We start from the raw sequence: 24861 nt of genomic DNA, 5'->3' as shown, positions 1-24861 counted from the left end.
TTCTTTATTTAACATATGATTATATTATTCTCCTCTCCTTTACACTATGTTATTTTTTTAAATAATCTGAAATAGTTGTTATTATAAGGGAGGAGATATTTTGAGTTTAAGTATAATTGGTTTTTTAACCATTATTATTATTGTTTCACTACTAATTAGCGGTCGTGTATCACCACTTGTTGCAATGGTTATTCCGCCTATTATTGCCGCATTAATTGCTGGCTTTAGTTTTGATGAAATAGGAGAATTCTTTACTTCTGGATTAACCTCTGTGATGAGTGTCGCTGTAATGTTTATCTTTGCGATTATTTTCTTTGGCATTATGCAGGATACTGGTTTATTCGAACCATTAATTAATAAAATGATTGCGCTTTCAAGAGGGAATATTATTACTGTAGCAGTGATTACAGTGCTTATCTCTGTCGTTGCACAGCTTGATGGTTCTGGAGCCTCTACATTTTTAATTACAATCCCAGCCTTATTACCTTTATATTTACGATTACGCATGAATCCATATTTATTACTGTTGTTAATTGCTGGGTCTGCTGCAGTGGTCAATATGATTCCTTGGGGTGGACCATTAGGTCGTGTGGCATCTGTATTAGAAACAGATGTTACTGAATTATGGTATCCGTTGATTATTATTCAAGTAATTGGTATTGTGTTAATGTTAATTTTAGCTGTCTTTCTTGGTATTAGAGAGAAGAAACGTATTCTTAAGCAATATGGTACACTTGAAATTGCTGCTGAGGATCAAGTAGTAGGTCAAGGTATCATTGCAACAGAGGTAGATACAAGCTTACAACGCCCAAAATTAATATGGGTGAATGCCATTATTGCTATTGTTGTCCTTAGCATTTTAGTGGCAGGTATTTTACCAGCAGGACTAGCCTTTTTACTTGGTGTAGCCATTGCGCTACCAATTAACTATCGTTCACCTAAAGAGCAAATGGCACGTGTACAAGCACACGCTCCAAATGCCTTAACAATGGCATCTATTATTATTGCAGCAGGGTTATTTTTAGGAATTCTTAATGGCACAGGTATGTTAGTAGCCATCGCTAATGATGCTGTAAATATTTTACCAGCGTTTTTATTATCTTATTTACATATCATTATTGGTGTACTTGGTGTACCATTTGATTTGTTATTAAGTACAGATGCGTATTACTTTGCATTATTCCCTGTAGTGGAACAAATCGGATTATCTTTTGATATTGATTCTCTTTCAACTGCCTATGCCATGATTATTGGTAATATTGTTGGTACATTTGTATCACCACTTGCACCAGCAGTTTGGCTAGCGCTAGGTTTATCTGGCTTAGAAATGGGCAAGCATTTAAGATATTCCTTCTTCTGGATGTGGGGATTAAGTATCCTTCTATTATTTATCGCTGTAGGACTAGGCATTATTACTATTTAATAATTGATCAAAAACCAGCTACTATCTGCAATGGTAGCTGGTTTTATAATGGAAAATCTGAGCCTATAAGTATATCCTGTGAAGACATTAGCAAAAGATTTTGTAAGGAATGCTTTTTAATATACGATTGCACAATCGCATAGCCAATACAGTAACCAATCCATGGGGGAAGCTTGCCGCCATATAAAAATTCAATATGGTTTTCTAACCCTTCAAGATGAATATTCGCTAAAAAATCTTTCTTCCATAGAGCAAGCATATGATCAAATGTATAATTATTTAACCAAGGTGCTAGCCATTTCTCACCATAGAGCTCCTTTACTGCACTTTCTGCTAAACCCTCCAAAATAAGCGAATCCAATAATGTCATGTCCTGTAAAGACTTATTCAAATAGTGCATACGGCAAACATGATGATATTCATGTGCCAATAATGCCTGAAGCTCCTGCTTCTCAAGCTTAGCAATCAATAGAAACAGTGCATTTGGATAAGCAATGCCGTTTTTATTTGTTATTGTTTGCTTAGCTGTTAAAGGAAAAATATAAATAGGTATGCTAGGCCCGCTCCACTTTTCTTTTAATTTTCTATACTCCTTTTGCACAACTTGCCAACTATTTTGTTCTTGCAAGCTCTGGATATCAATTATTTCATCAGGTTGGAATAATCCCTGCTGTAATAGCTCAAATTGTATTTCCTCCAATGAGCCATGATAAAAAACTTCTAGTAAATGACGACAAAGTATAGTGCGCTGTAACATTTCCCCATTCGCCAAGCCACTTGCCTGTTGTTGTATGACAAAGTTATGCAGCCATATATCTGTTGGCTGAACAGTCATTCTTCTCTCCCCCCTTTATAGCTTATGCCTTATTAGACAATCGGCTAATGATAAATGCATGAATTTGCATATATTAGCTTGTAACAGTGTAGAAAGGAGGGATCGTTGTGAGTCCAGCTGATGCTTATAATCTTTGCTGTCAATATCATGGTAAGCGTGTTAGAATTACGGATTCATCTGGTAAAGTACACGTTGGAGAAATTACAAAAGTAGATAGAAGACAAGTATGGATTCTACCGGATAGAAGATATCGCGGTTACGGCTTAGGCTTTTGGGGATTCGGAGGATCAGGCTTTGGCTATGGCATTGCACTAGGGGCTATTTTAGGTATTGCCCTTGCACCCATTATCTTCTTCTAAATATAGCCAACGCTTTTCATATGAAAGGGCGTGTCTAACAATACTTGATCAGACACGCCCTTTCACTTACTGGACTTGCTCTTGCTGCTGTTTACTTTTAATCAACTCGGATACTGTGACAAATGTATAGCCTTGCTTTTTTAAAGCAGGGATTATTTCTTCAAGTGCCTTAATCGTTTGTGTACGATCTCCACCACCATCATGAAATAAAATAACGTCCCCAGGCTTTGTCCCCTTCATCACCTTTTGAATGATTTTCTTTACGCCTGGCTGCTTCCAATCCTGTGTATCTTGATGCCAAGACCACATAACAACCTGATAGCCATCCTTTACAGCAGCATTAATCATCGCATCTGTATAGTTTCCACCAACAGGACGGAATAAAACTGGGGAAAATCCAGTAATACTATAAATCGTATTATTTGTTTGTCGAAGCTCTTCTCGCAGTTTATTGATGGAAGCCTTAAATGGGTGTGTATACGTATGATTTGCTAATTCATGCCCCTCTGTATAAGAACGTAAAACAAGGTCTGGATATTTTTCAGCATTTTTGCCAATCATAAAAAAGGTCGCTTTTGCATCATATTTTGCCAATAAATCCAGCACTGCCGCAGTGTATTCAGGATGCGGTCCATCATCAAAGGTAAGCGCAATAATTTTATCTTGTGTGCGAATATCCCACACAACCTCACCTGTTTCCTCATAATAATGTCGACCTTTATCAGCATGGCTTTTCTGCCCTACAAAAATGCCCGAGATGATTAACAAGCAAATCGTCAATACCAATACATATAAACGTGTCATAGCATCACCTCCCAAGTTCAAATTCACAGAACTCCGTCAACTTACTATTTGCGAATTGCAGTGAATTATACTTGTGAAGGTTTAGCCGCCCTGCTATTGTATAATGGTTTTGGGAGGGAGTGGCATGAATAAATTATTAGTAGTTTTTTATTTCATTAGCATTATTATAACCGCTATCATTTTTGCTTTAATCAATGTTTTGACGGGTCCTGTTTTGCTAGAGCGATCTTCCATTAGCAATGGCAATCCAGGGCTTTTCCCCCTTATCTTTTTAACGCCCTTTTTGATAATTTCAATAATAGGAACCTTTAAGCTTGCTATTATGTTAGCTAGAAAAATGTTCAAGACTGTACAATTTTATTTAATGATGATTTGCTTATTAGTTTTTTCAAGTGTGATTTATTGGCTTACGTTTAAAGAAGCCCAAGCATTACGATTATTTATTTTCCAACATAATCATTCCGTTACGGAGATTGCTGAAATTCCTCTGCTAAACACCTATTCAAATGCTATTTTTTTCAATGGCTGGACATTGCTTGCACTCCTATTTACAGCGAGTGGCATCGCTTATATATGGACATTTATTCAACATCGACAGTAATCTTTTAATTTTTTAAGAAAATGTTGAACACCTTACTTGTCACTTCCATATGTATATAAAGAAAGGGAGTGATTTTGATGGTGATTATTGAGCCTATTATGATTAAAGGTCATTTTTTCACTGCAGTAACTGTTCAATTACCTAAAACAACACTACTAACCATTTCGAATAATACAGGCTACATTATGTGTGGAGCACTTGATGTTGGCTTATTAAATAGCCGCTTAGTTGATCGGAAAATCATTGCTGGTCGCGCAGTAGGAGTAAAAACAATTGATGAGTTGTTAACAGCTCCATTAGAATCGGTTACTTATGAAGCAGAGCAGCTTGGAATTACAGAGGGCATGGCAGGTGTGGAAGCATTACTAAAAATGATTTAAATAGGTTATTACAAAAGCGTCGGTGTGGACTAGACGCTTTTCTTTTCGTCGCTGAATAAGCCTATTAGCCCTTTCCCATACTAAGGATAAAGGGAGCGTGCCAGCATGAATCATCATAAACAATTACAAATACATGTCACTCTACTTATTATTGTGTTACTGGTTTTTATTTGGTCTGTTATTCAACCATCTTCCTACCTTGATTGGCTTGCTGAAGTCAGCCCTGGCATAATTGCAATCATTATAGTAGTTGCCCTCTATCGTAAATTCCGCTTCACCACATTGTCTTATTTTATTATTGCTTTATTAGCTATTCTTACTTTTATTGGTGGACATTATACGTATTCAGAAGTTCCACTTTTTAATTGGATAAAGGATGAATTTCATTTACAGCGCAATCATTATGATCGCTTCGGCCATTTTTTAAAAGGTTTATTAGCAATTGTTATCAGGGAAATATTAATTCGTAAGACACCTCTTACAAAAGGTGCTTGGTTAACAGGTATCACAATTAGTATTGTGCTCGCTATTGCTGCCCTTTATGAAATCATTGAATGGCTAAGCACAAGAATTTCTAAGGGCAGCAAGGGAGCGAAGGATTTTTTAGGGATGCAGGGTGATCGTTGGGATGCACAATGGGACATGTTTTTAGCCCTGTTGGGAACTATTTTAGCATTGCTTGTCCTAACAAAGCTTCATAATAAATTATTAACAAGGCTAAACAAATAACAAGCTTTCGCATAGCATGAATAATGATCTTATAAAAGGAGGGATTCTATGTACTATGTACAAACTCAGCAGCCATCACGGGTAATTACTGTCACTGGCAATGGACAGGTAATGGCTGCTCCAACTTCTTCCCAGCTACAAATTGAAGTCCAGACACGGGGAAAAAATGTTCAGCAGCCTCAACAAGATAATGCCACAATAATGAGGCAAGTTATTCAAGCATTAGTAGCGCTAGGTGTTCCAAGGGAAGATATTCAAACAGCTACATATACAATTACACCGCTGTACAACTATGAGGATGGTCAACAGATTTTTAATGGCTATGAAGTTATAAATGCAATTATTGTGAACACTTCCGATTTAGATAATATTGGCTTCATTATTGATACAGCTATCGAAAATGGTGCTAACCGTATTGCCAATATCCAATTCAACGTGAATCAGATGGATGCTTATTATCAGCAAGCGTTAACCTTAGCTCTTCATGATGCACAAATCAAAGCAAAAACCATTGCGGATACTATGCGTATCGCATTGCCACCACTTCCCATTGAAATTACAGAGGAGCAGGCTAATACGCCTATTCTTTATCGTTCCATGGCTGATTCCTCAGGATTTACACCTATAGAACAGGGACAAATTCCTGTTCATGCTACCGTTCGTGTCAAATTTCAATACTAAGAAAAATTTATTAATGTATTTTTTCAATATAAGGATTATCATCCGCTGCTTTGATTACAATATCGAAATACTGGCAATACAGATGTATAAACAATTCATACTGAATACGTCGTTCATTATGTGACTGCCTTAAATAATTGATATCTGTCCCTCTTTCCATAACATCTCGACTTGATCTTCTCTTTAGCTCTGTAGCTTCATCTGTATAAGATAACTTTTTAAATCAAACAACAATGGGTCGATAAATGCTATACTCATACCTGCTACGATCGTTAGTGGTTTTTTGGATGAAATAACAGCACCTTTTAAATAATGTGTATCAATTGTTAATCAATTACGCTCCAGCGTAATTGCGTTCGGATTTTTTCGAGTTCACTTGAAAAGCTCCCCCACTACATTCATGAAATTACATGGCAAGTCATATATTGAAACATCATAAATTGCTTTCACAAGGAGGATTCAATGCAACCTAAAAAATTGCGCTTACGGAACATACAGCGTCTTGCTTATGAAATTACGGACGAGATGCATAAAGACAGGTATCGAACTGACATGCATAAACTGATTCCAATCATTGATAATTTAGCTCGAGCCATTAGTGATTTAACGGATTCTACTGGACAATACTCATTAGATTATGTAGAGGAAAAAGTGAAAAATGCTCATGCACTTTTATTTAGCAAAGAAAAGGTAGATATGTATTCATAAGAATAAGGGAAAAGGGTAACCATATAACTGGCTACCCTTTTATGCATTAATGCGTTTCAGGTTCAAATGTTTTACAGTCTGTTTCCTCACTATTGGAAGCTTGTTTTCCCTTTTGGCTAACAACATAAATTTTTTCTGCTGTACATTTGTTACCAGCGTCCCAAAATGTGCAGTTATTGACCTCACAAAGAATTTCTTGTGTCATCATTTCACACCTCCTCTTTGTTAGCTTTAACAAATTAGAGGCAATCAATACGTTTTATCTATTCTTTTGATTTACTAACATTTCCTTTTTATTCAATCATGCTAATTATTACTTTTTCATATCTTTCAACATTCGTGGTAACTATATAAATTAGTTGTCGAGTGGTATCAATTCTTCTTATCCACTTCATAAAATATAAAGAAAAAAGATAAGATAAATATTATGAAAAACCATATTATTCGTGATGTTGAAATGATATTCCCAAATGACTCTTTATCTAGTTTATAGAACAAAAAAGTTGCTATAGTGCTTCCTCCAACTGCAAACATTGAAATGATGATTGCGGAAATAGCAGAAACAAATATTCGTTTAACAGTGATAGAAATACTCATCACACCTCCCTCTATAATTAGATTTCAAGTGTCAGTAGAGCCGCCAGAGTGGCAAGCATAAACTTTGGTGTTGAGCCTAGTAATATTTAGAGGTAATTCAATTTCTAGTCCCTTATTTTATTCATTATTTTGAAGATTCTTTTTTATGATATTAACAGCAACACTTTATTCCATCTGAAAATCTAAATTAGCTGGGTGTTTTGGCAAAGATGTTTGCGTTAGCATATTTGTCGATGGCACTTTCTCGTCAACCTCCTCCAAACGAAAACCATCTGCCCAAACTTTACCAGAGCCAATTAACAAGACACCAAAATAAATGGAATCACTTTCTTCAGGCACATCTAACACGATTGAATAATGATTCCAGTCAGTAGTCCCTGTAACAGCACGTTGATCCATATTATCAAATTGAATTGTATCTCCCATACTGTTATCAATCCGCATCCACGCACCACATTTGGCTGCATCTACCGTCTTTAAGTAGCAGGACATTTTCAGTCGCTTCCCCTTATAGCCTGCTGCAAGAAAGCCTTGCATCATTGTAGCAAATTGCCCGTTATTTGCATTTGCGGTTGTGGAATATAATACACCTGACCGCTTTCCTGAATGAAATACTTGATCATCTGTATGGAATTGATATAATTCTGGATTTGCACCACTCAACGTCCACCCCTTAACTTGTTCACTTGATTCCACCAACTTTTCCTCCTCCATCATATTTAATGATTGCATCAATTTCCGATATTTTCCTGGCGGCAAAGCATAAACCTCTTTAAAGGCTCTTGTAAATGCTTCTTGTGATTGAAATTGAAGTGTAACAGCGATCGTTACGATTGATGCATTGGAGTACAGCAAATAACTTGCAGCCATAGCAAGTCGACGCATTCTTATATATTCACCAATCGTCATCCCTGTTTCTTGCTTAAAAATACGGCTAAGATGGTATTTTGAATAGCCCGCATTGCCTGGCAGACAGTCAAATGAAATTTCCTCCAATAATTGTTCTTCAATATAAGCAATAGTTCGCTGTGTTGCTTGACTATACTCCATATCACTCACCTCATCTTTATCATAACGGAGAAGGAATCAAATTATTTGATAGCGATTGCTAAATTTAGCATTTTGTTTACGTAAGAATTCACTATTTTAAATGGTTTCAGCCTATAGCTTGACCTTTAATAAAATGCCACAGCTTCCTTTTATACATCTAAGAAGGTATGGTCAAAATAAGCTTTAAAATTAGGATAAAGATATTTTAACGATGCTTGGATATCGATATCTTCATCAAATAACATTTCATGATCAATCTCATAAATAGCACAGCCTTCTTCATCCTCTAAATGATTTACATCTATACAAAAAATACAACCGTATTCTGCATCCCAGCAAAACGGTAAGTAGCCTAGCTGACATAATGTAGGATTATACATATCTCGAATACTATCCAAAGGATTATGTACGCCTTGTTCAGGTATATGATCAAAATAATGATGGTATGTTGAAATAAATGCTTTATACCACTGCGGAAATTTCAAGTCAAATTCTTTTTCTAAGCCTTGAATATCTTGCTCTGTTACTTGAGAAGAAATTAATTTCCAAACTGACCATTCCCCATCAATATCCATTACCTTCATTTCCTCAGGCACATTTGGGCGCATCCATCTACAAAAGCCCTCATCAGAAATATGAGAATATCGGTCGTAATAAGCCTGAAAACCGCTTTCAATATATTGACGAATATTTATCATACAGCTCGCCTCCCTTTATCAAAACACCTAAAACCATTATGGCACATAAGATAAGATATCAGTTATAGGATAGGAGGAATTGCTTTGTATTACAATTCTTATCCGTATTTTCTTTATGCCTATCAGTATCCAGCCTACCAGCTTGCTATTAATCCGTTCCCACCTGTTGATACACATAAATTTAAAAATTCAGCTACACAAATAAAGGCAATCATGCAGCAAGCACAATTACTAACAGATAAAATTAATAGCTCCCAGCAATTTGCTCATGATTTAATGAATGCAGCGCAGCTTTCCAATAAAGCAAAGGTTGAACAATTAATTACATCCACAGGTATTACAATGAAATTTGAAACAAACTATACACCAGATAGCTTCCAAATACGCCTTATCAATAGTGGTTGCTGTGGGATCACATTAAATATGAATTGGTAAAATATTATCCTTGTATTCCTATCGAAGTTGTAAACAATAAAAATATATGTTAGAGTATTGATAATCATTATATCTGAAAATTCTTATATTACTTTTCTTATCAAGAGAATTAGAGGGAGCTGGAAAAGCAAGCTTCTTTATTTACCACTACATACAGAAAGCAGGGAACTAGATGTCAAACGAACTTTTACAAGCATTACAATTATTAAAATCTAAGCAATGGGTCGATTTAACACATACATTTGGTCCTAATTCACCGCATTTTTTTATGTTTGAGGATGCAAAATTTGAAACATTATTTTCTCATGATGATGGCTTTTTCGCCCAACAATTCACATTCCCAGGTCAATATGGTACACATATTGATCCACCCATTCATTTTGTGCGTGACACACGCTATTTAGAGGAATTAGAGTTAAAAGAGCTTGTTCTTCCCCTTATTGTCATTGATAAATCACAGGAAGCAGCGAACAATCACGATTTTACCTTAACAGTTCAGGACATTGTTGATTTTGAAGCACAGCATGGAGAGATTGAAGCAGGGGCATTTGTGGCACTGCGCACAGATTGGAGTAAACGTTGGCCTGATAAGGAAGCCTTTAATAATGCGGATGAAAATGGACATAATCATATTCCAGGCTGGGGCTTAGAGGCTTTACACTTTTTATTCAAGGAGCGCAAAGTGAGTGCCATTGGGCATGAAACATTCGATACCGATTCTGCTGTTGATTTTCGTAAAAATGGACAGCTTGCTGGTGAATATTTTGTACTTGAGCAAGACACCTATCAAATTGAGCTTATGACCAATTTAGATAAGCTCCCTACAAGAGGCGCGATTATCTTTAATATCGTACCAAAGCCAGAAAAAGCATCTGGATTCCCTGTACGCTCATTTGCAATTTTGCCATAATATAAAGCTGGTATGATTCTTGTCTTGAATCATACCAGCTTTAATATTTTCTCCAACTTTATGAGTATTCGCTCTAGCTTCACGGTTATTCACCCTGACTTCGCGAGTATTTCTTCTAGCTCCGCGGGTATTCACTCTCCTTTCGCAAGCATTCGCTTCAATCTCAAACGCTCTCCCTTATTTGTAGTTCATTTTCACTAAATCACAATAAACTCTCTATAATGTCCTTTTAAATTTTTGTACATATTTCGACAAACTTTTCTCAAACTATGTAACTTGCTTTAGCAACACCGATAAATACTGTTACAAGCATATTGCCAATAATAATTAACTAATGGCATCAGAATTATTTTTATTTTAATAATTCTAAAGGAGTATACCAAAGCACACAGAATTGTTAAAATAAAAGATAAGAAATTAAATACATTGAACGATAAATTTATTCGTATAAATAGAACAAAAGAAATAAAATCCTACGGCATGCAAAAGGAGTTGATTCTTATGGCATTTAACATTTATTACTATGAAAGTAATGTGGATTGTAAATGTTGCAAAAAGCGTTTTACAACCTATAAGGTGCGTCCTAATCGATATAAAATTATCGAGGAGCAATCTGATTTTATGCCTGTTTATGAAGGCCTTAATCCTTTGCTGTACGAAGTTGCCGTATGTCCACATTGCGGTTATGCCTACCATAAATCAATGACTCGAACATATGGACCCTTTATGTTGCTAATTGAGGAATTATATATTAAAGAGCTTCAAAAGCCGATGAACATCTGTCAGGAGCGCACTATTGATGATGCTATCACTAGCTTTAAGCTCGCTTATTTAGTGGCTCGTGCAGCCATGGAGGAAGCACTGCTAATGGCTAATTTCGCCTTAAAAATTGCGTGGCTGTATCGTTTAAAAAATGATCAGGAGTCCGAAAAACGTTATCTTTTTGCGGCTAGAGATTTTTACAGTAAATCCTTTGCATCCAATCAGGAGGGCGGGGAAAGAATTCAGTTTTTACATGCCGAATTAAGCCTTCGACTTGGTGATATTACTGAGGCAAAAAGAGGATTTTCACGCTTAATTGCCGATAAGCATGTGTCGCCAAAGTATCGTAAACTTGCACGTAATCGCTGGGAAAATTATAGATATGATGAACAGTCTGCAGCAGTTAATGAATGTGAGGAGGAGAGGGATAGTTATGTTGCTATTTCAAAAAAGAATTGATGTAAGAGAAGAAGATATATTTTCAGAGTTACATCATTTTTTATTAAGAAAAAATAATCGCTATTTAACAAATGATGAAGTTGTCGCTTTAACAGGTGTATCATCTGAGCTGCTATATAAATGGGTGAAATCTGGAAAATTAAAAACAGCCATCTTTCCTAACTTAGGTGCACCTTGTGAAAGATGTGGGCAAATTACACAAGCAAAAATTTGCATAAGCTGCTCCTCCTCAATTATTGGAACATTACAGCAAGAGGAAAAAGATCGTGCATGGTTTAATCAAATTCAACGCAACGCTAGAACAAGCACCTATCATTATAAATAAATAGAAGAGCATCTCCTGTTGAATTAGCATGGAGATGCTCTTCTATTTATGTGTCCATTGATATTGTATCCCATTGTTCATTGCGATAACCAATTAACCAAAATAAGCCTCTACGCCTTTCCATTACAACACTTTCATTTAAAGCTGCTGGCGCTGTTTGACCATTAATACGACTATTTACACAGGCCCAATGTAATCGGTAGATTTTATCAGCCTCATCCAAAATTTCTTCCTTACTACGCATAGCTGTTTGGGCATAAAATTGCTCGAATGTTTCATGGCGAGAAACAGCCTGGATCGCATATTCACAATTACATATATCATCTGGAAATGCTAATGTTTCTACAAGACCCAATGCCCAAATAAGTGTCCAATAGGCTTCATATTGCCATGTAATATTTACTGCCTCTTGTGCATCTGGATATTGTGCCTGCAGAAAGCTCTTTTCATTGTCCGTTAAAAATTGCTGTACATTATACTTATGCAGCATATTTAGAAAGAACTCTCTTGAATCCTCAATATTTCCGTTTTGTGCTACATCACAGGCAAATTGAATAGCAATTAATAAAGCTACTGCCCTTTTAGCAATATCCTCCTGACTTTTAAAAGCACAGTCCTCTACTGGCGGCAGCTGTGGCAATGATGCTACATAAGGTATCTCTTTCTCTGCTAAGAATGCAATCGTGTTATTTTTTCGTGCTTCTCCTTGTGCTGATGTTACCTCTTGGGCATTTATCATTTTTGTACAGGCATGGGGTCTAAAGTTCGAAGGCCCTGATTGTCCATTAGAATAAACAATAACCGAGCCATTTTGATCAAGCAAAGTACCCTCTGGTAAAAAGCCAACACCACCTATACTTGATAATAATTTTATTAATAGCTGCATATGGTCATCTGTTATTTCTTTATCCATCTCAACTGCAATCACTGTGTTGAACACAGATATTTGAATCATCACAAGTTCCTTTAGTTGTTCATCTTCAAAAGGAATATTGTTATAAAAGCCCATCATTCCAGGAATATTTTTGGCGAAATAATCAGGGTCTATCTCATCAGTAATCACATGAATAGTACCTCGATGCTTTTTAAACAGCCCCCTCGATTTCAATAAATAGCTACTAGCATTTTTTTCAACTGTCAAGTCTTGCGCCAATGTTTCTAAAATTTTATCCTCAATATCGTGTGTATCATTTTTAGAAGCAAATATTGTAAAATGATTCAAGTTATCTCCCCCTATTGTTTCAATACCCAGCTATCCAAGCTATTTAAAGCATGGCTAAATAGTTGTTTATTTTTTCGTAGTACCTCATGCTCTGCCCAAAATGCTAATAACGACTGCCACTTTTCTGCTTCTACATCAGTTGTTGGCACAATTCCTTGACGCATCATATAATCAATGGCTCGGATAGCAGTAAGCCTCTCTACTTCGTGACCGTTTAACCATTCAAGTAATAGCTCTGCGCTTGGCTGTGATTGCGCTAACAATGTATCCCACCCATCGATTGGAAAGGCGAGATAGTCTTTCATCCAATCGATAACACTTGGATGATGGAAATGGCGTAGACGATGTAAGGCTGTATAGCTAGTAATCCTATCCTTTTCAATATCCTGAAGAACTAAAGCTAGCCCCTCTTCTATTGGCAAGCAATAGACTGTTAAATAATCACGCAGGGACTCTGCTATGTCGCTATTCCCTTGCCATAGCTCCCTCACCCACTGCTCAGCCTTATTTGCACATACCTTTACTAGCACATCGCTCCATGCTTGCTGATGCCATAAGGATGAATCTTGCTCAAGCTTTTGACGCAATGCTTGATATACTTGTTCTTTATTGAATAATGAAAAAGCCTCCTGCACCTCGGGATCTTTTACACCATGCATAGAAACATAGAAAAGCAAGGATTCTAAGCTAGCTTTAGCCTGCTGTAAGCTTGACGTTCTGTATTGCTCAAACCACTGTAACCAAATTTGTGAGATGGCTGAATGTGGATTTAAGCCCGCAGCATCACAAAACTGGCGATGCTGCCCGCAATCCACCCCGATACAGCCTAAAGTCGTTACATGATCGACATAAGCATGGAAGCTTGGTGCAAGAAAATCGAATTCATCCTCCTCATGGCTCCAATACCAAATTGATTCATCCCTCAGCTTAATTAGCACAGCATCTCCATTATGCGCTGTGTAAAATTGTAAGTATTGCTGTTCATCTGGCTCCTCCTCGCCACCAAAGTCAGGAAAATATAAATCTGCCAAGCTCCATCCAAAATCACCTGAAGGCTTCTCTGTCAATTGAGTAGGAAGAATTGCTGTATCAGGTAAAGGCCAGTAGAGATTCACTTGCTGAGCATATTTTTGTAATATTTGACGAAACTCAGTAGGAATTGGGATGCCAAGCTGCTCCTCAGCCTGCTGTAGCTCTTGCTCCGTCGCTACAGGCTGAATATCAATAGGATGCACAGAGGCTCCTTGCTGCTTTAATTGTTCGATTAAGCTATGCCAACGCTCCATCCACATAAAGCTTCACCGTCCTTATCCATTACGCCCCAGCGCAATTACCGCTGACGCTTCACTTTCGATACAAAAAGAATTTGCTGAACCAAAATAAATTCACTTCTATATCGTCAAAAACTGCTTCCAAATTAGAAGAAATAGAAAAATATGAATATTTTACTGACATCTAAAAGACAACCTACGATAAAGGGCTCACTTATAGGCGCTTATTGAATCTTTTGTACTTCCATCATAATTTTGGTGACATACTCTTCTTCGCGATCCTTCATGACAGCATCATAAATATATTCCTCATAAACATACTGACCTAATTGATAGCCTTGCTCATGCATAACCTTAAATAATCGGCTATATGTTTCGCCAAGCCTTTTAGAGGGGCCTATATGGTAGCCAATAATAACCTGCCCCTCTATTGCTTTAAAATAAGGATGCCCTTCTCTTGGATGTGGCTGCTCTATATATAAGTAACTATAATTATCATAATTACCCGCTAGCACTTGCTCTCTTGTTGTCATGCCCCCTATTGGATAGCCCGTATCTAACTGGGAGCGGTCTAACTCCTCAATAAAATCAGCTACAGCCTTGACAAACTGCTCCTCCGTAGAATTCTCGATATTTTTACTTAAATACAATGTTGCCTCTGGAAAATATTCAATGGTGATGTCATCAAAGTGAAGATGTAACGCTTCCTCTGTTGTTTTCATTTTGACATCAATAATACCCTCAATGATTTCTAGCTCTCGGCGCTTTTTTGCAACAATCTCCTTTTGCTGATGCATTAATTCTAAAAAATTTTCAGGTGATTTTTCTGCCATATACTGTTGAATATCTTTCAAGGACATGCCTACTGCTTTTAATAATTCAATGACACTAAAAAAATCATATTGTGCAAGGGAATAATAGCGATAACCTTTACTGTCCTTAATAGTAGGTGATAATAAGCCAATTTGATCATAATAAATTAATGTTTGTTTATTAACCTTACATATTTTGGCAAATTCCCCTGTTGTAAAATATTTTACATTTTTATTAAGCATTTTTGAGTTTCCTCCCTTGACTATATAGTAACTATATACTTTAGATTGTACCTATTCACATTAAAAATAGAAAGGTTTTGACATTTATGTTCACGGAGATTCGTGACATTACAGCTTTCAACAAACAGGAAATTTTAGCTTTATGTATCGCTGACAATCAACAGCATTTTATCGAAACAACGAGCCAATGTTTAGCAGAGGCAGAGAGGGATCGACATTTCACACCTTTAGGCTTGTACAAGGATAACACTGCTGTAGGCTTTGCTATGTATGGGGTATTCCCACATGACGACCACAGTCAACGTATTTGGCTTGATCGCTATTTAATTGATGAGCGTTATCAAAAGCAGGGTTTAGGTAAATACTTTTTACAACAGCTTATTCATTATTTAACAGTACAATTTAACTGTCAGCATATCTATTTAAGCGTTTACGACAACAACGCTGTAGCAATTCGACTTTATCAACAATTTGGATTTATCTTTAATGGTGAGCTAGATGATAAAGGAGAAAAAGTAATGGTGTTGGAGGTGCATAGACATGACAACCATTAATCCAATTGAAACAAGACCATTGAAGCCGTTGTTTTTATCATATTTATTCCCAGCCATGGTTGGTATGTTCTTAATGTCCGTTAATATTTTAGTCGATGGTATTTTCGTGAGCCATGGCGTGGGACCTACAGCCTTAGCAGGAGTCAATATTGCCGTTCCTATTTTCTCTATTCTGCTTTCTATTTCTCTATGGATTGGTATGGGCGGTGCTACGCTTTTCTCGATTTCTCTTGGCGAGGGCAATAAACAGCGAGCGCATCAGCTTTTTACATTGGCATTTCTAACAATGCTTGTTATTGTGCTCACTATTATTGGGCTACTATTGTTCAATCTAAAAGATATTTCCTATATATTTGGTGCAAGTGATGATACGTATCCATATGTACAGCAATATTTATATGTTATTTTGCTATTTGGTGTATTTTATACAATCGAAAATCTTTTAAGTATTTTTATCCGAAACGATGGTAATCCAAAGCTGGCAATGCTTGGTTTAATAACAACATCTGTCTTAAATATTATCTTAAACTATATCTTTATTTTTATGCTTGATTATGGTGTCACAGGCTGCGCCTTAGCAACAGCCATTGCTACAATTATCGGTATGTCTGTGCTTTGTCTTCATTTTTTCCGACCGCAATCTGAGCTAAAGTTTGTTACTTCATTTTTTAAGCTAGCAGACCTAAGGAAAATTTTTGCGATTGGACTGCCAAGCTTTATCGTTGAAGCTTCTGTAGCTGTAATTGTTATTTTATATAATGTAACCTTTTTACACTATTTAGGCGCAAAGGGTGTCACAGCCTATGCCATGGTCAATTATATTCATACAGTGCTGTTAATGATTTTTCTTGGGGTTGGTATGGCTCTGCAACCATTAGTTAGCTACCATCATGGTGCAAAATTAATGAAGCGGTTAACAGCCTTATTAAAAATTGGCGTGGCGACTGCCCTTATACTAGGGCTATTAATATCGATTATAGCAATGCTTATTCCTTCTCAGTTAATGGCTCTATTTGGCGACAGCACATTTGCAATTCGCAGTATGGCAGCGCAAGGCTTTGCTTATTTTGCGATCGGCTATATCTTTTTAGGCATCAATATGGTGTTTGCGGAATTTTTCCAATCCATTGAGAAAATTCGTCTTGCTACAATGATTATGCTATTACGAAGCTTTATTCTATTTATTCCAGCGCTATTTATCCTACCAAAGTTATTTGGCGCTCAAGCTATTTGGTGGACCTTCCCTGTAGTAGAGGGAGTAACGGCATTACTGATTTATTGCTATATTAAGAAAAAACCGCAAATTATTGCCCCCTTATAAAATAAAAGGAATCATCTCTTTATTGTAGATGATTCCTTTTTATAATGGCTTATCATTTGTCCTCTTGTATTGGTATAGGCTGCTGCTCCAGAGGCTCTGAGGAGTTAACACCTAGCACATCCAGCAGGAAGATAAATAGTGGAATACCAATGATTAGTCCCCATACACCAAGGAAGTGCTCTGAGAAAAGAATAACCATAAATGTATAGAAAATCGGTAAATCCGTCTTTGCGGACATAAGCTTTGGATTTAAAAAATACGCTTCAATCGCATGCAACACTGTTACCATCACTAAAATATAAACAATATACATTAAGCCACCAATGCTATAAGCAATAATACTCATTGGAATTAATGAAATAATAACACCTGCTACTGGCACTAACCCTAAAATAAAAATCATAATACCAAGAGCAATTAAATGTGGGAAGCCCATTATATAAAGCATAATCACTGATAGTACACAGTTAACAGCAGCAATAATAAACTGTGCCTCAATTACTTTTCCAAATGAGCGAATAAATACTTTTGAAAAATAGTGAAGCTCATCATATAAAGGTCCAACCTTACTATCCTTAAACTTTGCTGTAAATTCAATAATTCGTTTCTTCTCTAGTAGGATAAATAAGCTTAATATTAATGAAATCAAGATTTGCATAATGATTTTACCAATATTCGTAATATTTTTAAGAGTTATATCTACACCCTGCTCTAAATATTTACCAAGCTCAATTTTCTCAAAGGTTGGTGCTAAATATCTGGCAATCTCATTATCATCTGGATTAACATTAAAGCTTGCTATAAGATCAAAAAGCTGTGTGATTTGCTGTGTTACAACCGGCAAATACTTATAAATAACTGCTACAATTGCACCAGCAAGTAATAAGTATAAGGTTACCGTAACTGCTTTTTCATTTAACGGTACATATCTCTTCATACTCTTTGTTGTTTTCGTAGCAAGCTGATTCATTAAATAGGTGATAATAAATGTCAGCAAAATAATATTGATCATACTACGCATTAAATATAATGCAACCGCAATGCCAAGTAAAAGCATAAAACGTTTAAAGCCATGGCTTCGGAAAAAATTATTCATTGATTCACTCCTTTTACAAAATGGCCTCGCTGCCTCTGCTACCTAGGGCTACACGCTCAAAATTGATTTACAACAATACGCATCATTCTTATGTAAAAATTTCCTCTTTATTAAGTATAGCCATATATCTTTAAGATAAGACGAAATTCATATTTCTTTAAAATTATTGTTTGAAGCTATAGATGGAAGTGAATTGTATGTTTTGTCAAATTAAAAAGTCTATATTTTATCCTTGTGAAAGCTTTATCAGCGTATAAGCCAACTCTATAAATCTATTATAACCCTTTAAATCAACATATCCAATTTGAAAGTTCTTTTATAATGGTATTTCTATAGAATTTTTACTAAACATTATTCTATGAAAATTGTAACAAACCTAACTTAAAGATTGATATTGAGGTAGAGGCTTATCAAAAGCTCCGCCATACCATTTTATTCTAATTGATATAGAAATATGTAATTTTTAGTTACTTCTAAAAACAAAGGAGCTGTTAGGGACATCAGCTTCTACTGACTTTCCCAACAGCTCCCATTATTTAAGCAGTTACTATTATGGTCGTTCTATCGCAAAAACCTCACCCATTTTTGCATAGTTTGATCCTGCAAGCCTGCTAACTGCTTGTAATTTGCTTGGATCAATATAACCTTCATGATAAATTGTTTCATCTATATGAAATTGGACAACTTCTCCAATCAATAAATCGCCAGTCTGCTCCTTACCATTCATCAATGGAATTGTTTGTACTAAGCGACATTCCATGCGCACCTTTGCCTCTTGAATACCGGGAACAGTTATTTGCTGACTATCCACTAATGTAAAGCTTGTACGTTCAATCTCACTTTCTGTAACAGGCAAGGATGCTGCTGTTTCATTTACCTGCTCCACGTTATCCTCATCTACAATATGCACAACAAATTGCTGACGATGATGGATATGTCGAGTTGTATCTTTTAAGCGTCCATTTGGTCCTTGAATCGCTAAAGAAATCATAGGCGGATTAGATGACACGATATTAAAATAACTAAATGGCGCTCCATTTACAACACCCTGCTCTGATTTTGTTGTAACAAAAGCAATTGGTCTTGGAATAATACTTCCAATGAGTAATTTATAGTTTTTGCGCTCTGAATTATTCTTAGGATCAATCGAAATCAAGCTCGCGCACTTTAATTGGAATTAATGTTCTTTCTAATTGTTCACGATGCTGCTCGTACTGAGGTGGTAGCATTAATTGACTTCCCATCGTTTCAGATGTTTCGTCATAAGCAAATCCAGGAGGGTCTGTAGCGATTTCAAATAAAATCTCGCCAGGCTCACGGAAATAAATCGCATTAAAATAATTACGATCCTTCACTTCCGTTACATGTTGCCCATGATTCATCACATATTTTTGCCACTCTAAATGATCTACATTATCCTCGGCTCTCCATGCAATATGATGAACCGTTCCTACGCCCATTTGACCATGTAAACCTGTTATCATTTTTACATCAACCGTATTGCCAATATCTGCATTTGATTTGAAACGAATATAGTCGCCTTCTGCCGCTACTTGCTCAAGACCCATTACCTCTGTTAAAACCTTTGCTGTTTCTTCAGGATGACTTGAATATAAAGTAGCTCCGGCAAAGCCTTTAATTGCAACTTTAGGTGTTACCTCGCCAAATGTCCATTCATTTACTGCGCCTGCAGCACGTGCAACGAGTTCAATATGCAAGCCATGTGGATCATCGAATTGAATAACTTGTTCACCAAAACGTTCTGCTTTGTGGAAAGGTATCGCAAACTTTGCTAAGCGGTTAATCCAAAAAGGCAGTGCTCCTTCTGGTACAACATACGTTGTCACACCGACCTGACCATCACCAATACGCCCTTGATACGCATTAGCCCAAGGGAAGAAGGTCATAATTGTACCTGGTTTCCCACCTTGATCGCCAAAATACAAATGATATGTGCCAGGATCATCGAAGTTTACTGTTTGTTTTACTAAGCGTAAACCTAACACGCCTGCATAGAAATCAATATTCTCTTGTGGATGCCCTACAATAGCTGTGATATGGTGAATACCCGCTGTATGCTTTTTCATGTTAACAAGCCCTTTCATCATGACTATTTTTTCCCACTTGTGTCTAGCGAATTGTATATAATGCTTTAGACCATGGAATTAATTGATCTAGCATCTGGTTTACTGAATCTGCTTGTACAGCTTTTGGTTTAAAGTCTGTACCATTTTCAAAATCTGTGAATAATGATAGTGCTGGGTGAACACGTACATCTGCGATTAACAGCTCGCCCATAATGCCACGTAAATGTTCTGCTGCACGAGCACCACCAACAGAGCCATAAGATACAATACCCGCAGCTTTGTTATTCCATTCTTCACGTAAGTAATCTAGTGCATTTTTTAAAGCGCCTGTAATAGAATGATTGTATTCTTGCACAATGAAGACAAAGCCATCTTGTTTAGCAATAATTTCTGACCAAGCTTGTGCACCTGATGCATCTTGTCCTGGTTCGCCTAATAATGGCAATTTATAATCAGCAATATCAATCACTGTATAATTTGCGTCACCACGTTGATCTGCAATTTCCTTTACCCATTGCGCTACCTGAGGACTTACTCGACCTTCACGAGTTGATCCGATAATAATACCAATATTTAATTCTGCCATTGTTTGTTCCTCCTCTTTTTTTGAACTAAAAAATTTATTAAAAAAACCCATCATTGTACCTCCTGACGAAAGCTAAAGGTTCGAATTCATTTATCCTAATTTTATTTATCTTGAATTCGAGATAATAATAACATGTCACTCTAATAAACGTCAACATCTTTGTTTTTTTATTTTAAGAGTGTACTATCCGTTGATTTAAATGTTTTATCCATCACTTTTGGCGCTCTATCCGTCACTTCAAACATTCTATCCATCTTATGAGCAATATCTACAATAAATTTCTTGCTCAGTTCCTCTTTCATCTGATTTTCAGCATCCACCATCACTTGCTCAATAAGGCAATCATTATGGTTAGAAGAACAGCTAAATAATGAGGTTTGCCCTTCAATCGCATAGATCACATCTAAAAAGGAAATTTCCTGAGAACGCTTAGCAATCCGATAGCCACCATTCACACCCGGATTCGATTCAATTAAGCCTGCCTTTACAAGCTTTGTTAAAATTTTAGAAAGATACGTTGGGGATAGATTTTGCATTTCTGCTAAAGACTCTACGCTCATTGATTTTTCTTTAGCGGTTAGTGTCAAAGTAACCATTGTATGTAACGCATAATTTGTTGCTTTTGAATATTTCATTCTTTATCACCCTCCATTAAAGAGCTTTATTATCTACAATATATCAAGAAAAAAAGCATGTTTGTATCAAAACACGCTTTCTTTTATTTTTTATGCTCTTTGCCCATAGCCCGCTTCTTCAGCAATAGCATCCGCCTTGGTTCTATGAATTGTTCCAGCTGGATGATTAGGCGGTGCATAAATTGTGTAAAGCTTTAGTGGCTTATTTCCTGTATTTGTCACGTTATGCCAAGTTCCTGCTGGTACCATTATCGCTGTATCTTCTGAAATATTTCTTTGGAAGTTTAAATAATCTCTTCTAGGTCCCATTTGAGTCACACCATGCCCCTCTTCAATACAAATAAACTGATCGACATGTGGATGAACCTCTAAGCCAATATCTTCTCCTACCTCAAGACTCATTACAGTTACTTGCAAATGTGATCCAGTCCATAATGCTGTACGGTAATTTTTATTGTGCTTTGTAGTTTCTTCAATATCCACAACAAATGGCTCAGGTCCATAATCCTGCCGCATATGATGGTTCGTCCTTTGCGCTACTTGATTTGGATAAGCCCAATAAACAGGCTGTTGATAACCATAATGGTACATCGAGTAATTACCATAATAAGGTTGATACATTTCCTTCAATCCTCCCGTCCATTCTCAACTTATAGTATGCAAATGATGAAAAGAATGTACTTACAGTGCATGAGCAAAGTTGTTCTTTAACTTAGGTTAGACATTGGTTATTATTAAAAATAAAGGAGGTAGTTGCCATGTATGATAGATTGGCTGAAAAACTAGCACATACGACAGCAATTAAATGGTTTCTTGGGCATAGCGCTGAAGATAATTGGATTATAGAGGCTGAACAAGAGCTAGGATTTACCTTCCCCCCTCTTATTGCTGGTGGTTAAAAAATTATGGCAATGCACAGCTTAATGGAGGGAATATTTTAACATTATCCCTACCAGCTTATCGAGATATAAATGACAGCGATCTTCTCTATATTCATCGGCTAAATTTGGCTGATGAGGATTGGTGCAGACAATATCCAAATAGATTAGATATATTTGTTCCAGATTCAGATGAACTATATTTCTTTGATACTTCGTCTAAAGATGAGCAAGGGGATTTTCCGGTTATGTGCTATGACTTAATGAATGCTATGATTTATGAGTATGCCCCTACCTTCGCTAATTTTTTGGAACATTTAATTGATGAACATTCATAAGCTATGATAAAAATCCGCCGTACGTTTTGTAGAGAAAATCACAAAAATTTAAGTGGATTTTCACCGTCTATTATTGAGATAATTCTTTTTTTAGACGTATACGAAATTGATCATCTGTTAGAAATTTTAATTGAAAGCTATTTATACTATTTGAGAGCTTAATTTGCTCCATTGTTGTTAAATTATTAGTAAAGAAGGCTATTTCCGTTTGGTTGCCTTCCTTATCCTCTGCATAAGCTGCCATTGCCAAAATAAAGGCAGTAGACCCTCCCTTTTGCCCTGCATGTGTTAGCCATTGTTGATTTGCAGGATTCTCCATTAGTTGTTCCATCACAGGATCTAAATACTTATATACATCCTCACTAAAGTATTTTTTACGATTTAATTTTTCTAAAATAGCAATGTAATCATTTGTGGGAGCTTTGACTAAACGATCAGACCATACTTTTTGAAAATCCATGCTTAGCAATTTTAACGCCTTTTCTTTCTCCTCATTTGTCAAAGGATGTTTGATCCATTGATTATGAATAGATAATGCCCTCCTGTGATATTCAGATTTATCCATATCTTGTAAAACTATTAATGCCTCTTTTGGCGTTAGCTCTTGTTCTTCCATTAGTTGCATAGGAATATAAAGGGCGCTTGTCATTGGATATAATGGTTCATGCTTCACTACATCCAGTTGCACTACAACATCATTAATAGCCTGAAGACCTAGTATATGCATTAAATATTCTGTATTCGCATTTGAGCTATAGGCAATCATTCCTTTTGCTACCTCACTTAACGGTACACTATCTCTGCCATCAAGATTTAATTGTGCTAGCCATGCTTTATGTGCACCACCATCTGTTCTAGGCAAGTAAAATGTTTCTAAATCCTTTAAAGAAATTTGCTGCTGAGGATTTATACGTCCATCTGCTGCCTGTTGAGCATAGGCAATCGCTACAATTATTTTCACCGTACTTGCTAAAACAAGAGGCTTTTCTGTATTTAGCTCTATCCATGGCTGCTGATTGTGCTGAATAGCTAATGAGATGTTTCCACCCTCTTGATTGTCCTTTATAAATTGCACAATATATTCAGGATCGGCTGTCGTCATATTTTTTTGCACCTTCCAAAATACAATACCTATCGCTAATCCAACACAAACACAAATACCGCTAATGATCCAATATATTATTTTCACATAAGTACCTCCTGTTTATTCTGCTGCTTCTTCCAGCCATTGCTGGAAAGCTGGTGAGGAAGGATCGTTTAATCGAAGTGCTATTTGTGTATTAATTGCTTCTGGTGGCATAATCTCCACAACAATGCATATAGAATCCCTTGGCTGATTGAGGGAGAATAACTCCTCATTAGCAAGCTTTTTCAGGGCTAGTTCCATTGCCTTTAAGCGCAGTAGCAATTCTTCTTGCCATTCGTCCTCTTCAAGCGTCCACATATATGGTCGCTGCGCAAAGCATTTATACACAGCTGTAAAATTTTCTTCGCCAAAGCAACAATAGGGAGAATCTGCATAGGACCACTTCAGAAGATTAGCCATTTCACATGGTGATCTATTGCTACGGCTTGCCTGTTTAACAGCCTCTCGCTCTAATGCCTCCCACGACCAAGCCGAAATGCTCGGCGCATGCCCTTCGCCAGTAGTATATAATGTGCAATAATAAAACCGTTCACCACTTTTAAAAAGCTCCAAAAAGGACTTTCTTGCCGCATTTGCTATCTCCACTGCTAGAATCTCAATGTCATCATTCATTGCCATAGCCATGCCTCCTTTAAAATAATTCGTTGGTCGTTCCTTAAAAATTAGCAGCTTCCATTTCCCCTGTTCTCATAATTATTATAGCAAATCCCTATTTTCCAAAATATAGTTATCGCAATAAGTACAAAATTTAAAATAATGTATTGTGATTCGTTTAGGCTTCTTGCACAAAAAGGTGCGATTCTATTAGAAGAATCGCACCTCAGACTGTAGACAAAAGCCATCGAGAGGTTCACTCTCGATGGCTTTTGTCATTTTTCTTCCTATTTCTTTTATAGATTTGGTTATATACAACCA

The 24861-nt window shown here is 36.5% G+C and carries 31 protein-coding genes and 1 pseudogene; 15 read left to right on the top strand and 17 right to left on the bottom strand.

Annotation, left to right across the window (positions count from 1 at the left end; all coding sequences use genetic code 11):
* Positions 1-100: 100 nt before the first annotated feature.
* The gene (locus tag ACIQVU_RS14610) at positions 101-1423 is read left to right on the top strand and encodes a CitMHS family transporter (RefSeq protein ID WP_340808086.1); all 1323 of its coding nucleotides are present in this window, start codon (positions 101-103) and stop codon (positions 1421-1423) included.
* Between the two features lie 43 nt (positions 1424-1466).
* On the opposite strand, the gene ACIQVU_RS14605 is transcribed toward ACIQVU_RS14610, so the two are convergent.
* The gene (locus ACIQVU_RS14605; RefSeq protein ID WP_340808088.1) at positions 1467-2258 is read right to left on the bottom strand and encodes a DUF2268 domain-containing putative Zn-dependent protease; all 792 of its coding nucleotides are present in this window, start codon (positions 2256-2258) and stop codon (positions 1467-1469) included.
* Positions 2259-2365: 107 nt separating this feature from the next.
* On the opposite strand from ACIQVU_RS14605, the gene ACIQVU_RS14600 reads away from it, so the two are divergent.
* Entirely contained in the window at positions 2366-2617 is a 252-nt protein-coding gene (locus ACIQVU_RS14600) for a hypothetical protein (RefSeq protein WP_340808090.1), read from the top strand.
* Positions 2618-2683: 66 nt separating this feature from the next.
* On the opposite strand, the gene ACIQVU_RS14595 is transcribed toward ACIQVU_RS14600, so the two are convergent.
* Positions 2684-3421 (bottom strand): polysaccharide deacetylase family protein, encoded by a 738-nt coding sequence (locus ACIQVU_RS14595; protein ID WP_340808091.1) that lies wholly within the window; start codon positions 3419-3421, stop codon positions 2684-2686.
* Positions 3422-3545: 124 nt separating this feature from the next.
* On the opposite strand from ACIQVU_RS14595, the gene ACIQVU_RS14590 reads away from it, so the two are divergent.
* From ACIQVU_RS14590 to ACIQVU_RS14575, 4 genes are all read left to right on the top strand, one after another.
* A complete protein-coding gene (locus ACIQVU_RS14590) occupies positions 3546-4022 on the top strand; it encodes a hypothetical protein (RefSeq protein WP_340808092.1) in 477 nt (158 codons plus the stop codon).
* Positions 4023-4099: 77 nt separating this feature from the next.
* On the top strand, positions 4100-4402 hold the full coding sequence (locus tag ACIQVU_RS14585) for a YunC family protein (protein WP_340808094.1): 303 nt from the start codon (positions 4100-4102) through the stop codon (positions 4400-4402).
* 105 nt (positions 4403-4507) lie between these two features.
* Positions 4508-5131: a DUF2238 domain-containing protein gene (locus ACIQVU_RS14580; protein ID WP_340808096.1), complete on the top strand. Its 624-nt coding sequence runs from the start codon at positions 4508-4510 to the stop codon at positions 5129-5131.
* Positions 5132-5179: 48 nt separating this feature from the next.
* A complete protein-coding gene (locus tag ACIQVU_RS14575) occupies positions 5180-5812 on the top strand; it encodes an SIMPL domain-containing protein (RefSeq protein WP_340808098.1) in 633 nt (210 codons plus the stop codon).
* Positions 5813-5822: 10 nt separating this feature from the next.
* On the opposite strand, the pseudogene ACIQVU_RS14570 reads toward ACIQVU_RS14575, so the two are convergent.
* Positions 5823-6139 (bottom strand): annotated as a pseudogene (locus tag ACIQVU_RS14570) (phosphoribulokinase); the annotation flags it as partial.
* 135 nt (positions 6140-6274) lie between these two features.
* On the opposite strand from ACIQVU_RS14570, the gene ACIQVU_RS14565 reads away from it, so the two are divergent.
* Entirely contained in the window at positions 6275-6520 is a 246-nt protein-coding gene (locus tag ACIQVU_RS14565) for a group-specific protein (RefSeq protein WP_340808100.1), read from the top strand.
* Positions 6521-6566: 46 nt separating this feature from the next.
* Here the strand turns inward: ACIQVU_RS14565 and ACIQVU_RS14560 are convergent, their stop codons facing one another.
* The 3 genes from ACIQVU_RS14560 to ACIQVU_RS14550 form a co-directional block, all read right to left on the bottom strand.
* Positions 6567-6725 (bottom strand): DUF1540 domain-containing protein, encoded by a 159-nt coding sequence (locus tag ACIQVU_RS14560; protein ID WP_340808643.1) that lies wholly within the window; start codon positions 6723-6725, stop codon positions 6567-6569.
* A 557-nt stretch (positions 6726-7282) separates the two neighbouring features.
* A complete protein-coding gene (locus tag ACIQVU_RS14555; protein WP_340808101.1) occupies positions 7283-8167 on the bottom strand; it encodes a helix-turn-helix transcriptional regulator in 885 nt (294 codons plus the stop codon).
* A 149-nt stretch (positions 8168-8316) separates the two neighbouring features.
* Complete coding sequence (locus tag ACIQVU_RS14550) at positions 8317-8865, bottom strand: SMI1/KNR4 family protein (RefSeq protein WP_340808103.1); 549 nt, start codon at positions 8863-8865, stop codon at positions 8317-8319.
* Positions 8866-8949: 84 nt separating this feature from the next.
* Between ACIQVU_RS14550 and ACIQVU_RS14545 the strand changes: the two genes are divergently transcribed.
* The 4 genes from ACIQVU_RS14545 to ACIQVU_RS14530 all read left to right on the top strand — a co-directional run bounded on the left by ACIQVU_RS14545 (position 8950) and on the right by ACIQVU_RS14530 (position 11756).
* Positions 8950-9300 carry a YuzC family spore coat inner layer protein gene (locus tag ACIQVU_RS14545; protein WP_340808105.1) on the top strand — a complete coding sequence of 117 codons (351 nt, stop codon included), beginning with the start codon at positions 8950-8952 and terminating at the stop codon, positions 9298-9300.
* A gap of 172 nt (positions 9301-9472) precedes the next feature.
* A complete protein-coding gene (locus tag ACIQVU_RS14540) occupies positions 9473-10210 on the top strand; it encodes a cyclase family protein (protein ID WP_340808106.1) in 738 nt (245 codons plus the stop codon).
* A gap of 501 nt (positions 10211-10711) precedes the next feature.
* A complete protein-coding gene (locus ACIQVU_RS14535) occupies positions 10712-11431 on the top strand; it encodes a DUF2225 domain-containing protein (RefSeq protein ID WP_340808107.1) in 720 nt (239 codons plus the stop codon).
* On the top strand, positions 11406-11756 hold the full coding sequence (locus ACIQVU_RS14530) for a hypothetical protein (RefSeq protein ID WP_340808108.1): 351 nt from the start codon (positions 11406-11408) through the stop codon (positions 11754-11756). The genes ACIQVU_RS14535 and ACIQVU_RS14530 overlap by 26 nt, the downstream gene beginning before the upstream one ends.
* Before the next feature lie 46 nt (positions 11757-11802).
* Here ACIQVU_RS14530 and ACIQVU_RS14525 read toward each other — a convergent pair whose 3' ends face one another.
* From ACIQVU_RS14525 to ACIQVU_RS14515, 3 genes are all read right to left on the bottom strand, one after another.
* The gene (locus tag ACIQVU_RS14525; protein WP_340808110.1) at positions 11803-12978 is read right to left on the bottom strand and encodes a DUF4272 domain-containing protein; all 1176 of its coding nucleotides are present in this window, start codon (positions 12976-12978) and stop codon (positions 11803-11805) included.
* Between the two features lie 11 nt (positions 12979-12989).
* Positions 12990-14270 carry an SMI1/KNR4 family protein gene (locus ACIQVU_RS14520; protein WP_402896126.1) on the bottom strand — a complete coding sequence of 427 codons (1281 nt, stop codon included), beginning with the start codon at positions 14268-14270 and terminating at the stop codon, positions 12990-12992.
* A gap of 203 nt (positions 14271-14473) precedes the next feature.
* Entirely contained in the window at positions 14474-15304 is an 831-nt protein-coding gene (locus tag ACIQVU_RS14515; RefSeq protein WP_340808113.1) for a MerR family transcriptional regulator, read from the bottom strand.
* Positions 15305-15390: 86 nt separating this feature from the next.
* On the opposite strand from ACIQVU_RS14515, the gene ACIQVU_RS14510 reads away from it, so the two are divergent.
* Together ACIQVU_RS14510 and ACIQVU_RS14505 are read left to right on the top strand one after the other, a co-directional pair.
* The gene (locus tag ACIQVU_RS14510) at positions 15391-15858 is read left to right on the top strand and encodes a GNAT family N-acetyltransferase (protein WP_340808114.1); all 468 of its coding nucleotides are present in this window, start codon (positions 15391-15393) and stop codon (positions 15856-15858) included.
* Entirely contained in the window at positions 15845-17179 is a 1335-nt protein-coding gene (locus ACIQVU_RS14505; protein WP_340808115.1) for an MATE family efflux transporter, read from the top strand. Before ACIQVU_RS14510 ends, ACIQVU_RS14505 begins: the two co-directional genes overlap by 14 nt.
* Positions 17180-17231: 52 nt before the next feature.
* Here the strand turns inward: ACIQVU_RS14505 and ACIQVU_RS14500 are convergent, their stop codons facing one another.
* The 6 genes from ACIQVU_RS14500 to ACIQVU_RS14475 form a co-directional block, all read right to left on the bottom strand.
* The gene (locus tag ACIQVU_RS14500) at positions 17232-18275 is read right to left on the bottom strand and encodes an AI-2E family transporter (protein ID WP_340808117.1); all 1044 of its coding nucleotides are present in this window, start codon (positions 18273-18275) and stop codon (positions 17232-17234) included.
* 550 nt (positions 18276-18825) lie between these two features.
* Positions 18826-19431: a flavin reductase family protein gene (locus tag ACIQVU_RS14495; protein WP_340808118.1), complete on the bottom strand. Its 606-nt coding sequence runs from the start codon at positions 19429-19431 to the stop codon at positions 18826-18828.
* Positions 19418-20362, bottom strand: coding sequence for a ring-cleaving dioxygenase (locus ACIQVU_RS14490; protein ID WP_340808119.1), 945 nt, complete (start codon positions 20360-20362; stop codon positions 19418-19420). The genes ACIQVU_RS14495 and ACIQVU_RS14490 overlap by 14 nt, the downstream gene beginning before the upstream one ends.
* 43 nt (positions 20363-20405) lie before the next feature.
* A complete protein-coding gene (locus tag ACIQVU_RS14485; protein ID WP_340808644.1) occupies positions 20406-20999 on the bottom strand; it encodes an NADPH-dependent FMN reductase in 594 nt (197 codons plus the stop codon).
* 116 nt (positions 21000-21115) lie between these two features.
* Positions 21116-21583, bottom strand: a complete 468-nt coding sequence (locus tag ACIQVU_RS14480; RefSeq protein WP_340808120.1) for an RrF2 family transcriptional regulator — start codon at positions 21581-21583, stop codon at positions 21116-21118.
* Between the two features lie 90 nt (positions 21584-21673).
* The gene (locus ACIQVU_RS14475) at positions 21674-22204 is read right to left on the bottom strand and encodes a cupin domain-containing protein (RefSeq protein WP_340808121.1); all 531 of its coding nucleotides are present in this window, start codon (positions 22202-22204) and stop codon (positions 21674-21676) included.
* 137 nt (positions 22205-22341) lie between these two features.
* Here ACIQVU_RS14475 and ACIQVU_RS14470 point away from each other — a divergent pair, with 137 nt between their 5' ends.
* Positions 22342-22482, top strand: coding sequence for a sugar kinase (locus tag ACIQVU_RS14470; RefSeq protein ID WP_340808122.1), 141 nt, complete (start codon positions 22342-22344; stop codon positions 22480-22482).
* The gene (locus tag ACIQVU_RS14465; protein ID WP_340808645.1) at positions 22449-22799 is read left to right on the top strand and encodes an SMI1/KNR4 family protein; all 351 of its coding nucleotides are present in this window, start codon (positions 22449-22451) and stop codon (positions 22797-22799) included. The genes ACIQVU_RS14470 and ACIQVU_RS14465 overlap by 34 nt, the downstream gene beginning before the upstream one ends.
* 70 nt (positions 22800-22869) lie before the next feature.
* Here ACIQVU_RS14465 and ACIQVU_RS14460 read toward each other — a convergent pair whose 3' ends face one another.
* Both ACIQVU_RS14460 and ACIQVU_RS14455 read right to left on the bottom strand, forming a co-directional pair.
* Positions 22870-23988, bottom strand: a complete 1119-nt coding sequence (locus ACIQVU_RS14460) for a serine hydrolase (RefSeq protein ID WP_340808123.1) — start codon at positions 23986-23988, stop codon at positions 22870-22872.
* A 15-nt stretch (positions 23989-24003) separates the two neighbouring features.
* On the bottom strand, positions 24004-24564 hold the full coding sequence (locus ACIQVU_RS14455; RefSeq protein ID WP_402896121.1) for a DUF4303 domain-containing protein: 561 nt from the start codon (positions 24562-24564) through the stop codon (positions 24004-24006).
* Positions 24565-24861: the final 297 nt, after the last annotated feature.

This window comes from Lysinibacillus sp. NPDC098008 (genome assembly GCF_044760715.1).
Taxonomy (GTDB): Bacteria; Bacillota; Bacilli; order Bacillales_A; family Planococcaceae; genus Lysinibacillus.
Note: the sequence above shows the minus strand (reverse complement) of the source record. Positions and strands in the feature narration are given on the sequence as shown.